The sequence below is a fragment of the Henriciella mobilis genome (assembly GCF_003576315.1).
GTDB lineage: Bacteria > Pseudomonadota > Alphaproteobacteria > Caulobacterales > Hyphomonadaceae > Henriciella > Henriciella mobilis.
On the sequence record NZ_QWFZ01000016.1, the window covers coordinates 1 to 13,060 of the forward strand.

12 protein-coding genes and 1 tRNA gene are annotated in these 13,060 nt (G+C 63.9%); all 13 read right to left on the bottom strand.

From position 1 onward, the window contains the following. Positions 1-16: 16 nt before the first annotated feature. The 13 genes from tnpC to ccoN all read right to left on the bottom strand — a co-directional run bounded on the left by tnpC (position 17) and on the right by ccoN (position 13,035). Entirely contained in the window at positions 17-1,561 is a 1,545-nt protein-coding gene (gene tnpC, locus D1227_RS08615; RefSeq protein WP_119404467.1) for an IS66 family transposase, read from the bottom strand. Positions 1,562-1,637: 76 nt separating this feature from the next. Continuing rightward, a complete protein-coding gene (gene tnpB / locus D1227_RS08620; protein ID WP_119404466.1) occupies positions 1,638-1,991 on the bottom strand; it encodes an IS66 family insertion sequence element accessory protein TnpB in 354 nt (117 codons plus the stop codon). Beyond that, on the bottom strand, positions 1,988-2,518 hold the full coding sequence (gene tnpA / locus D1227_RS08625; protein WP_119404465.1) for an IS66 family insertion sequence element accessory protein TnpA: 531 nt from the start codon (positions 2,516-2,518) through the stop codon (positions 1,988-1,990). Before tnpA ends, tnpB begins: the two co-directional genes overlap by 4 nt. A 430-nt stretch (positions 2,519-2,948) precedes the next feature. Continuing rightward, positions 2,949-3,039, bottom strand: a tRNA-Ser gene (locus D1227_RS08630). A gap of 71 nt (positions 3,040-3,110) precedes the next feature. Continuing rightward, positions 3,111-5,093, bottom strand: a complete 1,983-nt coding sequence (locus D1227_RS08635; protein ID WP_119404540.1) for an alkyl/aryl-sulfatase — start codon at positions 5,091-5,093, stop codon at positions 3,111-3,113. Between the two features lie 105 nt (positions 5,094-5,198). Next, positions 5,199-5,348 carry a cbb3-type cytochrome oxidase assembly protein CcoS gene (gene ccoS / locus D1227_RS08640; RefSeq protein ID WP_119377352.1) on the bottom strand — a complete coding sequence of 50 codons (150 nt, stop codon included), beginning with the start codon at positions 5,346-5,348 and terminating at the stop codon, positions 5,199-5,201. Continuing rightward, positions 5,345-7,570: a heavy metal translocating P-type ATPase gene (locus D1227_RS08645; RefSeq protein WP_119404541.1), complete on the bottom strand. Its 2,226-nt coding sequence runs from the start codon at positions 7,568-7,570 to the stop codon at positions 5,345-5,347. The genes ccoS and D1227_RS08645 overlap by 4 nt, the downstream gene beginning before the upstream one ends. Further along, the gene (locus D1227_RS08650) at positions 7,567-8,082 is read right to left on the bottom strand and encodes a FixH family protein (RefSeq protein ID WP_119404542.1); all 516 of its coding nucleotides are present in this window, start codon (positions 8,080-8,082) and stop codon (positions 7,567-7,569) included. Before D1227_RS08650 ends, D1227_RS08645 begins: the two co-directional genes overlap by 4 nt. A 2-nt stretch (positions 8,083-8,084) precedes the next feature. Further along, positions 8,085-9,542: a cytochrome c oxidase accessory protein CcoG gene (gene ccoG, locus D1227_RS08655; protein ID WP_119377355.1), complete on the bottom strand. Its 1,458-nt coding sequence runs from the start codon at positions 9,540-9,542 to the stop codon at positions 8,085-8,087. A gap of 12 nt (positions 9,543-9,554) precedes the next feature. Then, the gene (ccoP, locus tag D1227_RS08660) at positions 9,555-10,442 is read right to left on the bottom strand and encodes a cytochrome-c oxidase, cbb3-type subunit III (protein ID WP_119404543.1); all 888 of its coding nucleotides are present in this window, start codon (positions 10,440-10,442) and stop codon (positions 9,555-9,557) included. Next, positions 10,435-10,596: a cbb3-type cytochrome c oxidase subunit 3 gene (locus D1227_RS08665; RefSeq protein ID WP_119377357.1), complete on the bottom strand. Its 162-nt coding sequence runs from the start codon at positions 10,594-10,596 to the stop codon at positions 10,435-10,437. Before D1227_RS08665 ends, ccoP begins: the two co-directional genes overlap by 8 nt. Positions 10,597-10,605: 9 nt before the next feature. Then, positions 10,606-11,373, bottom strand: a complete 768-nt coding sequence (ccoO, locus tag D1227_RS08670; protein WP_119377358.1) for a cytochrome-c oxidase, cbb3-type subunit II — start codon at positions 11,371-11,373, stop codon at positions 10,606-10,608. Between the two features lie 12 nt (positions 11,374-11,385). Further along, positions 11,386-13,035 carry a cytochrome-c oxidase, cbb3-type subunit I gene (ccoN, locus tag D1227_RS08675; RefSeq protein WP_119377359.1) on the bottom strand — a complete coding sequence of 550 codons (1,650 nt, stop codon included), beginning with the start codon at positions 13,033-13,035 and terminating at the stop codon, positions 11,386-11,388. Positions 13,036-13,060: the final 25 nt, after the last annotated feature.

A 13,060-nucleotide genomic window follows, 5' to 3' on the forward strand; every position in this document is an offset into this window, starting at 1 on the left:
CGTAAGCGTCCAGTTCTCACACGTCCTTGTGTGAGCCCGCCCAGTTCCAAGGCAGCAGATCATCGACCCGGTTCATCGGATGGCCCTGGCTGAGACGGTCGAGGACATCACTGAGATAGGCATGCGGCTCGACATCATTGAGCTTTGCCGTGGTCAGCAGCGAGGCGATGACGGCCCATCTTTGAGCGCCGCCTTCGGAGCCGGCGAACAGGTGGTTCTTTCGGCCCAGTGCGACCGGGCGGATGGCACGCTCAACCGTGTTTGTGTCAAGTTCGATCCGGCCATCATCCAGGAACCGGCTGAGCTCAGCCCAGCGGGTCAGCGCATAGCGGATCGCATCGCCGAGCCCGCTGCGCGGTGGGATACGCTGGAGTTCGGTTTCCAGCCAGACCTTCATGGCCCTGACGAGCGGGCGGGATTTCCGGGCCCGCACGATCCGGCGCTTGTCCGCACTCTGGCCCCGGATAGCCGCATCGATGGCATAAAGCTCTGTGATCCGCTGCAACGCTTCGGCTGCGATCGGCGAGCCCGTCGCCTGGTGGACCTCGTAGAACTTGCGCCGGGTATGGGCCCAGCAGGCAGCGAGCGCGATGTCCCCGCCAGCAGTCAGCCGCTCGAACCCGGCATAGCCATCGACCTGCAGCACACCGTTGAAGTCTTTCAGATGGTCTTCCGGTCGTTCGGCGCGCCGGTCCGGGCTGTACATGTAGACCGCGGCCGGCGGACCGGGCCCATTCCAGGGCCGATCATCACGGGCATAGACCCAGAGCCGGCCGGTGCGCGTGCGGCCCCGGCCGGGATCGAGCACGGGCAGCGGCGTGTCATCGGCGAACAGCATGGTCGACGCGAAGACATGTTTCGCCAGACGCTCATGCAGCGCTTCCAGCCACCAGCTTGCACCGCCGACCCAGTTGGCGAGCGTCGACCGGTTCAGCTTCACGCCCTGGCGGGCAAAGATCTGCGACTGGCGATAGAGTGGCAGGTGATCGCAATATTTGCTGACGATGACATGCGCGAGCAGGCCGGGCGTGGCGAGCCCCTTCGCGATCGGGCGCTCCGGGGCCGGCGCCTGGTGGATCTTCCCGCAGCCTCTGCAGCCATAGCGCGGGCGCTTGATCCGCAGGACCCGCAACCGCGCCGGCACATGATCCAGCATCTCGCTGACCGTCTCGCCGATGAAGTGCAGCGCGCCGCCGCAGCATAGACAGGCGCTGGTCTCGGTCTCGATCGCGACATCCTCGCGCGGAAGGTGGTCCGGCAGGCTGAACGCGCGGGTACGGGATAGGCGCGCTGCAGTTTCAGCTGCCAAGTCGGGAAAAGCCGCTTCGAGCCGGGCGACATCACCATCGAGATCCTCCAGGCTGAGCTGGAGCTGACCGGGATCGAGGCCTTCGGCCCGGCGGCCGAACTGGCTGCGCTGCAGCGTCTTCACCATCTGGCGCAGTCGCTCGATCTCCGCCCGTGTCTCAGCGCGCTCGCTTTCGCGCGCCGCGGCCAGCTCGCGGATCATGCCATGCAGCACATCCACGTCTTCAGGCAGGGCGGTGAGATCAAGCTCCATGGCATGGAGATTACGCTGGAATCAGCTCGCTTCGCACAGCTTTCTGCGGCCTGATTCAATCGGTCGCATCTGCGTTTCAGCCCGCCCGATCAGGACGCCAGCGCTCGTCCGGTGATCGCCAGTCGATCCCGTCGATCAGCATCGATAACTTCTCAGAGGTCAGGACGATGGATTTGCCAGGCTCGTTTTCTGACGGCCAGGGGAAAACGCCATGCTCGAGCCGCTTTGTGAACAGGCAGAGCCCGGTCCCGTCCCAGTAGACGATCTTGATCAGATTGGCCTTGCGGCCGCGGAACACGAAGAGATGCCCGGTGAACGGATCGCGCTTCAGCACCTCCTGGACCATCATCGACAGTCCATCGATCCCCTTGCGCATGTCGGTATAGCCGACCGCCAGGTGCACCCGCACACCTTCTGGAAGCAAGGTCATGATGCCACCTCGACCGTGAGGAACCGCACGCCCGTGTCAGCAACAGCCAGCTCCGATTTCCAACGGAACAGAACCCGCGGGGCAACGCCATAGTGGCGAGCAACATCTGAAATGACAGCCCCCGGTCGGCAGGCCGCCCTGACGATCGCGTTCTTGTCTGAGGCGCTGAACTTGCGCCGGCGTCCTTCCTGAAGAGGCTGGAGAATCGGATCGCGATTTGGCGTCGGCCGGATCTCAGCCTGGTAGTCCAACTTAGGACTAAGCCTATGACTTAGCTTATGACTAAGGGTATGACTAAGCCTATGACTAAAGCTATGACTTAGGCCTCCGCGCCGGTAAAGCAGGTCCACTGGCTCAGGCCGCGGCTCCCGCTTGAACTGGGCGCGCCAGTTGCCGAACCGCTTCAGCGGCAAGCCGTTCACTTCGCAATATTCGCGTTGATTCAAGTCACTGCGTTTCCAGGCCTCATGATGGGCCCGCCAGAACGCTTCCAGCGCGGCACGTTTCTTCGTCTTGAGTTTCGGCATCGGTATCTCCTTTCAGCTTTTGAACACCAGCCGAAAGAGATCGAATGCCCGCTACCGCGCACAAGCGTGTCACTATTGGACGCTTACCTGTTATCTCGGAAAAATTCCCTGTTCCTGAGATTAAATTCCCTGTTCTGTCGTTTAGGGAATTTCGCCGGAAACCCCAATGGTGGCGGGCGATCTGGAGGGGCTAAAATCCGACAATCCCTGTTAAATTTGCAAATTTCCCTGTAAATCGACGGTTATCAGGGAAATTGCGGCCAAACTTGACTGAAAAAATCGGCCGCGGAGACTTTTGCTTGAAAGGCCACAATTGGTTCCGAATGGAGACGGGAAATGTCGAAATCAGTCGCTGATAGCGCCGGCAAGTCCCGGAAATGTCGGGACTATTCCGAGACGTCTCGAATTCGCTGATTTTCGGGAAACTGGCTGGCGGAGAGGAAGGGATTCGAACCCTCGATACGCGATTAACGTATACTCCCTTAGCAGGGGAGCGCCTTCAGCCACTCGGCCACCTCTCCGCGCCAGTCTGCTGACTAACCGCATGCTCGCGCCCGGGCAAGAGGCCAATCTCCTCTGATCGCAGATCGCCTCAGGGCGTGACCACCGGGAACCAGAAGGCCGGCTGGTCGAGCGCACCCAGGAAGGCCGCCGGCGCCGTCATCTGCCCTTCCAGCGTCATCGCCTCGGACTCGATCAGCGCGCGGGCGCTTGTCTGCCCCAGGATCAGCCGGTTGAAGTCGCCCCGTGTCAGCGACAGGCGCGCCGCGCCCTCCCCGTCCGCAAGCCGCGGCACAGCGACATCGCGGCCGACCTCAACCGTCACGACCTCGCCGGTATCGGTGAACGCGAAGACAAGCGAGAACGGGTCGATGGCGAGCTTCTCCGGATTGTAGCGGCTGGCCAGCGCATCGAAGAGGTCGAGCGTGGGGACCGCCTTCAGGAAGTCCGCATTGCCGAGATTGGGCGCGCCGGCATCCGGCACGCCATTGCGCAGTTCGGAAGCGGCCGTGAGATAATAGCTGCGCCAGGCGCCGCTCTCGGCCTGGAAACCGAGCTGCTCATAGGCGCCCGCCAGCCAGTCCTTTGCCGGCTGGCTCTCCGGCGCAGCGAAGACAGCCTGGTTGAACAGCTCTGCCGCCCAGCGATAGTCGCCATCTTCAAAGGCTTCAGCTCCGCGCGACAGGACCGCGTCCAGCCCGCCCATCGCCTCGACATAGCGGCTCGCCGTCTCCTCGCGCGGCAGGGCGTGATAGTCGGCCGGCACCCCGCTCCACCAGCCATAATAGAACTGGTAGACCGCCTTGGAATTGTGGTTCAGCGTGCCGTAATAGCCGCGCGTGGAGAAGTCCTCGGTGCTGAAGCCCGGCTCGGGGATGGTCTCGGCGGCTTCCGTCATTGTCGCCCCGGCATTGGCGCGCCGCAGGGTCTGGTCATGGACATAGCGGTAGACGTCGCGCTGGTGCTTGAGGAACTGCTGGACATTCGCCTGCCCCCAGGTCGGCCAGTGGTGGGAAGCGAAAACGAGGTCGGACCGGTCGCCATAATCGGCGAGCGCGCGGTCGATGACCCGGCTCCACTTGCGCGCATCGCGGACCTTCGCGCCGCGCGGGGTCAGCACATTGTGGAACGTCGCGGTCGCCACCTCGGCCGAGCAGAGCGCGCGCTTTTCCGGCAGGTAGAACATGAATTCGGCCGGCGCCTCGGTGCCGCCCGCATCCATGAATTCGAAGGTCACCCCGTCAATCACGCGCACCGTGCCCCAGCCGCCGACTTCCTCGGTCGGCAGGACGAGGCCGGTCGTGCCCTGCGGCAGGCCGGGGCCAAGCCCGGTGCCGACCACCGCCTCGGCCGATCGCGGAATGGTGTTGCCGAACATCAGGACGGCCCGGCGCTGCATGAGATTACCCGCCAGCAGGTTCTCGGCAACGGCGCTCTCGGTGAAGCCTTCCGGCGCGATCACGGGTACGCCGCGTTCGGCAATGTCGGCTTCGGAGACGACACCCCGCGCGCCGCCGAAATGGTCAGCATGCGAGTGCGTGTAGATGACGCCCGTCACCGGCCGTTCACCCAGCGTGTCATTGACGAGCTTGAGGCCAGCCGCAGCGGTCTCCCTCACGGTCAGCGGGTCGACGATGATCCAGCCGGTCTCACCCTCGATCACGCTCATCACCGACAGGTCATAGCCGCGCACCTGCCAGATCCCGTCGGCGACCTCGAACAGGCCATGTTTCGCGGCGAGGCCCGACTGGCGCCAGAGCGACGGATTGACGGTGGCCGGGGCTTCGCCCTCGATGAAATCGAATTGCGGGATAGACCAGACGACGCCGCCGTCATCGTTGAGGATGGCATCGGCCTCGATGGCTGCGAGGAAGCCGCGCGCCGCGTCCTCTGCGTCACCCTCATCGCCGAGCGGCAGGCGGGCTGCTACGGCCGCATTCGCATCGGCTGTGGCCTGTGTGGCCTGCCCTGCGGGCGGTGCATCCGGGGCCTCGCCCGCGTCCGGGGCATCAGGCTGTGGCTGTCCGCAAGCCGCCAGTGCAACGGTCAGTATCGCAAGCCATCCAGCTTTCATGGCTGGTCCTCCCTCTCTATCGTTTGGAAGGGAGACTAATTGGCATTGCCGGTGTCAGGAAGCCCTGACGTTAGAGCACGTGCGATCGAACGCGCGCGCTTCGCGCTAGAGCGGGTGGTCCTCATCGATCAGGATGCGCTGGCTGGCACCTTCCGGATCGTCGAACTGGCCCGAGTTGACAGCCCAGAGAAAGGCCCCGAGGCCGGTCGCGCCGAGCAGCAGGGCAAGCGGGATGAGATAGATGAGCCCGGTCATGAGATTGGCTCCTTCGATCTGGTGGGTCGTATCGCGTTCAGCGTTACTATAACCGATGAGGCCGACATGGCGATGGCTGCGACCAGCGGGGTGGCAAATCCGGCCACCGCGATGGGCACGGCAACCATGTTGTAGAGCGCGGCGAGGCTGAAATTCTGCAGCATGCGGATACGGGCGCCGCGCGCTGTATCGATGATGGCGAGGATCGCGCCAAGCCCGGTGCCAGTATAGACCGCATCGCTCGCCGACTGGCTGACATCCATCGCACCGCCGGGCGCCAGCGAGGCATGCGCGAGGGCGAGCGAACCTGCATCGTTGAGCCCGTCACCGATCATCAGCACCTTGCGGCCTTCCGCCTTCAGCGCATCCAGGCGGGCGGCCTTCTGCGCCGGGCTGGCGCCTGCCGTCCAGCGCTTGATTCCGAGGCGGTTGGCAACATCCTCGACGGCCGGTGCACGGTCGCCGGAGAGGATTTCAAGGCCGAGGCCCCGCGCCTTCAGGCTGGCGGCGATCGCTTCGGACTCGGGCCGCAGCGCATCCTCGAAGTCGAACCGGCAGAGCAGGCCGCCGGCTTCGCTGTACCAGATGTGCAGCTTTCCATCCTCCGGGGCATCGTCCGCACCGACCCAGTCTGCAGACCCGAGGCGAGCGGTCTCGCCGTCAATCTCGGCTTCGAGGCCGAGGCCGGCATGTTCGGTCACATGATCGGCAACCGGTCCCGGTCCGGCCGCGGCGACGATGGCCCGTGACAGCGGATGGCGCGAGGCGCGTGCCAGGCGGGCCGCCTTCAGCACGATCTCACGCGGGGCACTGCCTGCAATGAGTTTTGCATCGCCAAGCGTGAGCGTTCCGGTCTTGTCGAAGACGACGTGATCGGCTGTTGCCAGCCGCTCGAGCGCATCGCCGGACTTGAGGTAGACGCCCTTGCGGAACAGGCGCCCGGCGGTCACGACCTGCACGACCGGCGCGGCCAGGGCGAGCGCACAGGGGCAGGTGATGATCAGCGTCGAGACCGCAATCAGCAGCGCTTCGCGCACGCCTGCGCCCGCCAGCATCCAGCCGATAAAGGTCAGCGCGGCGGTGGTGTGGACCAGCGGCACGTATAGCGAGACGGCCTTGTCCGCGATCCGGCGATAGGCCGAGCGGCGTTGTTCGCCGGCTTCCAGCATGCGGCCGATATCGGCCAGGAGCGAGTCGCTCGCCGGTGAGATGGCGCGGCCGCGGATGGACTGGCCGAGATTGACCGACCCGGCGAAGATACGCGCACCCGGCGCGATGGCGCGCGGCAGGCTCTCGCCGCTCACCAGGCTTTCATCCACCTCGCCCTTGCCGTCGATCACATCGATGTCGACCGCCAGGCGCTCGCCGGGTGCGATGAGGATCGTGTCGCTGGCGGAAACCTCGCTCGCCCGGACAGAGCGCGCAACGCCAGTCGCATCAAGGCGCGTGACCGTGTGGGACTGCAGCGCCGCAAGGTCATGCGCAGCCGCATGGGTCCGCCGGCGCAGGCGCGCATCGAGGAAGCGGCCGATCAGCAGGAAGAAGAGCAGCATCACGGAGGCGTCGAAATAGGCATGTTCGCCGCCGCGGATCGTCTCCGCCACGCTGACGCCGAGGGCGAGCAGGACGGCCAGCGAGATCGGCACGTCCATATTGGCGTGTCCGCGTCTCAGGACGTTCCACGCCGACTTGAAGAAGACCCGGCCTGAAAACAGCGCAGCAGGAATGGCAATCGCGCCGGATATGGCGTGCATGGCGCGGCGGGTGGTTTCGCCCATCTCACCGTGGCCAGCCCAGACCGACACCGACAGCAGCATGACATTGGCCGCCGCGAAGGCCGCAACGCCCATCGCGATCAGCAGGTCGCGCTCTTCCTTCTTGGCGGCCGCATCGCCCTTGTCCGGATCGAAAGCTGAGACGCCATAGCCAAGGTCGGCGACCTTGGCGGCGATGGCATTGGCATCGAGATCACCCGACCAGCGCACATCCAGCCGGCCGCTGGACAGGTTAAGGCGCGCGGTGCTGACGCCCGGCATCGCGCCGATGCCGCCTTCAATCTTGGAAAGGCACCCGGCGCACTTCGCCCCGCGCACCGAAAGGCTGAGCGATTTGACGCCGCCCTTCTCGTTGACAAAGGCGGAGACATCCGTCCCGGTGCCAGCCGTGGCCGGGGCCAGCCCGCTCGGGCAGCCGGCCTCGTTGACGTCAGTCAGCGTGGTCATGGCACGACAATCGACTTGGTCGCCGTGAACGCTTGTTCGCCGCGCGCCGAGCGGGCCTGGATCTCGACATCCCAGAGGCCTTTGGCGAGGTCTGCAGGCAGGGCGATTTCATAGGTCCCGCGCAGGCCGGACGGCTGAAGGGTCAGATGGACGTCGTCGGCTGTCGTCGCCTGGCGGCGTAGCCGGGCCGAAATCTCGAGCGCGGAGAGCGGTGCGTCATAGGCATCGCTCGCCTCGACCCGAAGCAGGCGCTCGGGCCCTTCGACGAGCCCTGCCCGCAGCGTCCAGCCAAGCTCGGCCTGCTCGCGGCGTGCTTCCAGCGTGTCGTTATAGTGCAGGCCCTGCAGGTAGGACTTCTCGACATCCTCACCCGGGAAACTGGTGATGGCCGAATAGAGGAAGATCCCGTTCACGGTGAACATCACACCGAAAAAGCCGAGCATGATCAGCAGGACATGCCAGCCTTTGAGTTTCGCGTCGGGGCCTTGCTTGTATTGAGGGGCGGCCATCATGTTCAGTCTCCTGCAGCCATGAAGCTGGTACGGTTGGTATGCACTTCGCCGGTTTCGGTGTCGGTGAGAACCAGCTGGAAGTAGCGCCGGCCATCGGCAGCCCCTTCGGGCACGGTGACCAGCATCCGGTAACGGTCGACGCCATTGGACGCGACGGGCAGGACCAGGTCTTCACCCGGCTCGGCTTCAAGGCCGACAACCTCGATCTCGAGACCTTCGATGCCATTCGCCGTCAGCGTCATCTCGCGTGCTTCGCCCGCCTTGTTGACCAGTTTCAGCGCATAGCCGTTGCGGATGTCGCCATTAGACAGGCGCACGAAAGGCGGCGAACGGTCCTTGAGGACGTTGACCTCAAACGTACCGCGATTGAACAGGCCGAAGGCGATCAGCGCGGAAATCATCCCGATCAGCAGCGCATAGAGCACGGTGCGCGCACGGATCAGCCGGTATTTCGGCGTCTGGCCGCAGGCGCGCTGGGCAACGGCCGTATCGGTATCATAAGCGATGAGTCCCGTCGGCCGGCCGACCGTCTTCATCATCTGGTCGCAGGCATCGATGCACAGCGCGCAGTGAATGCATTCCAACTGCGGTCCGTCGCGAATATCGATCCCCATCGGGCAGACCTGGACGCACTGCTTGCAGTCGATGCAGTCGCCGCGTCCTTCCCAGCTTTCGCCCTTGCGGTGGGGGCCGCGCGGCTCGCCGCGGTCATAGCGATAGGTAACGTTGAGCGCGTCCTCGTCGGTCAGCGCACCCTGGATACGCGGCCATGGGCAGAGATAGGTGCAGACCTGCTCGCGCATGGTGCCGGCAAGCGCATAGGTGGTGAAGGTCAGGATGCCGGCAAACCAGTAGGCCGACAGCGGCGCCTCGCCGATGAAGAAGGTTTGCAGGATCATGTGCGAGTCGTGGAAGTACAGGATGAACGCGCCGCCCGTCAGGAAGGCGATGATCAGCCAGACAATGTGCTTGCCGACCTTGCGCCACAGCTTGTTGAAGCTCATTGGCGCATTGTCGAGCCGCATGCGCTTGGCGCGGTCGCCCTCGAAGGCCCGCTCGACCCAGATGTAAAGGTCGGTCCAGACCGTCTGCGGACAGGCATAGCCGCACCAGACCCGCCCGAAGAGCGACGTCACCAGGAACAGGCCCAGCGCAGCGACGATCATCAGGCCGGCAAGGTAGTACGCCTCCTGCGGCCAGATCTCGATGCCGAAGAAGAAGAACCGCTCGCCGCCAAAGTCGGCCAGGACAGCCTGGTCCGGCACACCCTCACCCCGGTCCCAGCGCAGCCAGGGCACGAGATAGTAGATCCCGAGAAGCACCGCCATCGCAGCCCACTTCACCGTCCGGAACTTGCCATGGGCGAGCTTCGGATAGATCTGCTTGCGCTTCGAATACAGGTCCTGCGGCGGCGGGACCGGTGGCGGCGACTTCGACGAGATGAGGGTCACGCGGTTCATGTCTCGGGTCCTTTATTCCCCACCGCCCAGCGAGTGGACATAGACGGCGAGCGACTTGATCGTGGCATCGTCCAGCCGCTCACCCCAGGCCGGCATGTGGGCGTTCCGGGCGTTGTAGACGGAATTGTAGATGTCACGGTATTCGCTGCCGAACAGCCAGGTCTGGTCGGTCAGGTTGGGTGCCCCCTGGGTGCGGTCGCCGGTACCATTGGGCCCGTGGCAGAGCGCGCACTGGGCGGCGAAGATATCGGCACCGCGGCCAGCGGCGTCTTCGCTTTCGGCCTCGCGGCCAGACAGCGTAAGGACGTGGTTCACGACATCGTCGATCTGCGCGCGGGTGAGCAGGCCGTCACGACCGAAGGCCGGCATCTGCGAGAAGCGGGTCTCCGGGTCTTCCTCATGACGGATGCCGTGGCGGATCGTGTATTCGATTCCATCCAGCGTGCCGTCCCAGAGCCAGACATCGTCGGCCAGGGTCGGATAACCGATCGCCCCGCGTCCGCCGGCACCATGGCAGGTCGCACAATTGTCACCGAAGGCGCTTTCACCGGCCGCCATGGCGAATTGCTGCAGCGAGCGGTCGGTCTCGATTTCCTCGAGACTTGCACTCAGCAACGCCGTGCCGGCGGCCATCCGGTCGGCCCGCATCTTGTCGACCTGCTCGGCCACTGCGACCCGGTCGGACGCACCGAGTACGCCGCGGGTATTGGTGCCGAGGCCCGGCAGCGCCGGAAGGGCCGGCATGGCGATCATGTACGCGATCGAAAAGGCGATCGTGCCGTACCAGATATAGAGCCACCAGCGCGGGAGCGGGTTGTTCAGCTCCTTGATGCCGTCCCACTCATGACCGGTGGTTTCAACGCCGGTCGTCTCATCGATATCCTTGGTGTGGTCACTCATCTCCGGGCTCCCGGTCTTGAAGTGGAAGTTGGGCTGCCTCGTCGAAGCGCTTCTGGTTTCGTGGCCAGAGGGCGTAGGCGAGGACGACGGCGAAGATGGCGAAGAAGTAGATCAACCCGCCAGTCTGCGCGAAATGCGAGAGTTTCTCGTACATGTCCGCCTCCTAGCGCCGGTTCATCAGGTCTTCGGCTTCGTAGGTGGAGAAATCCACCAGCGTGCCGGTCATCTGAAGGTAGGCGATGAGCGCATCCATCTCGGTGATCCGGTCAGGATCGCGGTCGAAGTCACGGATCTGGACCGTTCCTTCGCGCCCGGCCGCTTCGGTGTAGCGGGCGACCAGGGCATCCTGCTCGTCGAAATAGATGTCCGGGTCGACCTGGGCCTCGAGATCGATCACAGCGTTCTCGATCATCTCGTCGGTATAGTCGACACCGACCATGCGGAGCGCCTTCAGGTCCTGCGCGATGTTCTCATAGTCGAGCGACTTCTCGGCAAGGAAGGCATAGGGCGGCATGATCGATTCCGGCACCAGTGCGCGCGGATCGATCAGGTGATCGAGGTGCCACTCGTCGGAATACTTGCCGCCAACGCGGGCAAGGTCCGGACCGGTCCGCTTGGAGCCCCACTGGAAGGGGTGGTCGTACATGCTCTCGGCCGCCAGTGAATAGTGGCCGTAGCGTTCCACCTCATCGCGCAGCGGGCGCACCATCTGCGAGTGGCAGACATAACAGCCCTCGCGGATATAGATGTTGCGGCCAGCCAGCTCGAGCGGGGTGTACGGGCGCATGCCTTCCACCTTCTCGATGGTGTTCTCCATGTAGAACAGAGGCGCCATCTGGATGATCCCGCCAATCGACACCGTAATCAGGATGCCGATGGTGAGCAGGAGCGAGTGGCGTTCGAGAACGCCGTGATTGTTCATGAGTCCCATCTCACTAGGCTCCTATTCAGCAGGTTGGAGGGATGCAGCGGCCGGCGGACTGCTGACCGACGGCGCACTGGCCGGCTGGTTGATACGCTCATGTCCGATGGCTGTGCGGACCAGGTTGTAGACCATGATCGCCGCCCCGGAGAAGTAGAGCAGACCGCCCGCCATCCGGATGATGTAGCTGATATGCTTGGCTTCGACGGTCTCCACGAAGGAGTATTCCAGGAAGCCGAACTCGTTATAGGCGCGCCACATCAGACCTTCGGTAATGCCGGCGAACCACATCGAGACCATGTAGAAGACGATCCCGATTGTCGCGAGCCAGAAGTGCCACTCGACCAGGGCGACCGAGTAGAGGCTCTTGCGCTTCCACAGCCACTGCGTGAGGCAGTAGAGCGCGCCGAAGGAGATGAAGCCAACCCAGCCGAGCGCACCGGAGTGCACGTGGCCGATGCCCCATTCGGTATAGTGGCTGAGCGAGTTCACGGCGCGGACCGACATCAGCGGGCCTTCGAAGGTCGACATGCCGTAGAAGGCCAACGAGACGATCATCATGCGGACAACCGGGTCGGTGCGCAGCTTGTCCCACGCGCCCGACAGGGTCATCACACCGTTGATCATGCCACCCCAGCTCGGCATCCACAGCATGATCGAGAAGGTCATGCCCAGCGTCTGCGCCCATTGCGGCAGCGCGGTGTAATGCAGGTGGTGCGGCCCGGCCCAGATATAGATGAAGATCAGCGACCAGAAGTGCACGATGGACAGCCGGTAGGAATAGACCGGACGCTCAACCCGCTTCGGAATGAAGTAGTACATGATCGCCAGGAAGCCGGTCGTCAGGAAGAAGCCGACGGCGTTGTGGCCATACCACCACTGGGTCAGCGCATCCTGCACGCCCGCGAACAGCTGGTAGCTCTTCGAGGAGCCGAGCGAGACCGGCAGCGACAAATTGTTGACGATGTGCAGCATCGCGATGGTCACGATGAAGGACAGGTAGAACCAGTTCGCCACATAGATATGCGGCTCCTTGCGCTTCCACAGCGTGCCGAGGAAGACGAGGAGATAGGCCACCCAGACCACGGTCAGCCACAGGTCGGCATACCACTCCGGCTCGGCATATTCCTTCGACTGGGTGATGCCCATCAGATAGCCGGTCGCGGCAATGACGATGAAGAGCTGGTAGCCCCAGAACACGAACCAGGGAAGCATGCCCCCGAACAGGCGCGCCCGCGTGGTGCGCTGGACAACGTGAAAGCTGGTCGCCAGCAGCACGTTGCCGCCAAACGCAAAAATCACCGCAGAGGTGTGCAGCGGGCGCAGGCGGCCGAAATTGGTGAAGCCCCATTGCTCGAAATAGAAGATGTTCGGCCAGGTCAGCTGCAGGGCAATCACGATGCCGACGAGGAAGCCGGCGATGCCCCAGAACATCGATGTGAAAATGCCGAACTTGACGAGCGTATCTTCATACTTCGTCTGGTCGAACGGATCACGGTCGCCGAGCTTGCCTGCCCAGAGACCAATGCCGAGCAGCCAGGCGGCGACGGCGGCGAAGAAGACTGTCGCATGGATACCCATGAGACGATCCGTGGCGTTGCCGGCTATGAAGACGGCGAGAATGGCGAAGATGCCGAGCATTGTGGCCACAATGACCGTGCTCGTATCCATGCCACCCTTTCGGAGTGTGGTCGTG

Excerpts from the sequence above, each read along its gene's own strand:
- tnpC (WP_119404467.1), bottom strand. The coding sequence starts at position 1,561 with ATGGAGCTTGATCTCACCGCCCTGCCTGAAGACGTGGATGTGCTGCAT.
- tnpB (WP_119404466.1), bottom strand. The coding sequence starts at position 1,991 with ATGACCTTGCTTCCAGAAGGTGTGCGGGTGCACCTGGCGGTCGGCTAT.
- tnpA (WP_119404465.1), bottom strand. The coding sequence starts at position 2,518 with ATGCCGAAACTCAAGACGAAGAAACGTGCCGCGCTGGAAGCGTTCTGG.
- D1227_RS08635 (WP_119404540.1), bottom strand. The coding sequence starts at position 5,093 with ATGAAAGCTGGATGGCTTGCGATACTGACCGTTGCACTGGCGGCTTGC.
- ccoS (WP_119377352.1), bottom strand. The coding sequence starts at position 5,348 with ATGACCGGGCTCATCTATCTCATCCCGCTTGCCCTGCTGCTCGGCGCG.
- D1227_RS08645 (WP_119404541.1), bottom strand. The coding sequence starts at position 7,570 with ATGACCACGCTGACTGACGTCAACGAGGCCGGCTGCCCGAGCGGGCTG.
- D1227_RS08650 (WP_119404542.1), bottom strand. The coding sequence starts at position 8,082 with ATGATGGCCGCCCCTCAATACAAGCAAGGCCCCGACGCGAAACTCAAA.
- ccoG (WP_119377355.1), bottom strand. The coding sequence starts at position 9,542 with ATGAACCGCGTGACCCTCATCTCGTCGAAGTCGCCGCCACCGGTCCCG.
- ccoP (WP_119404543.1), bottom strand. The coding sequence starts at position 10,442 with ATGAGTGACCACACCAAGGATATCGATGAGACGACCGGCGTTGAAACC.
- D1227_RS08665 (WP_119377357.1), bottom strand. The coding sequence starts at position 10,596 with ATGTACGAGAAACTCTCGCATTTCGCGCAGACTGGCGGGTTGATCTAC.
- ccoO (WP_119377358.1), bottom strand. The coding sequence starts at position 11,373 with ATGGGACTCATGAACAATCACGGCGTTCTCGAACGCCACTCGCTCCTG.
- ccoN (WP_119377359.1), bottom strand. The coding sequence starts at position 13,035 with ATGGATACGAGCACGGTCATTGTGGCCACAATGCTCGGCATCTTCGCC.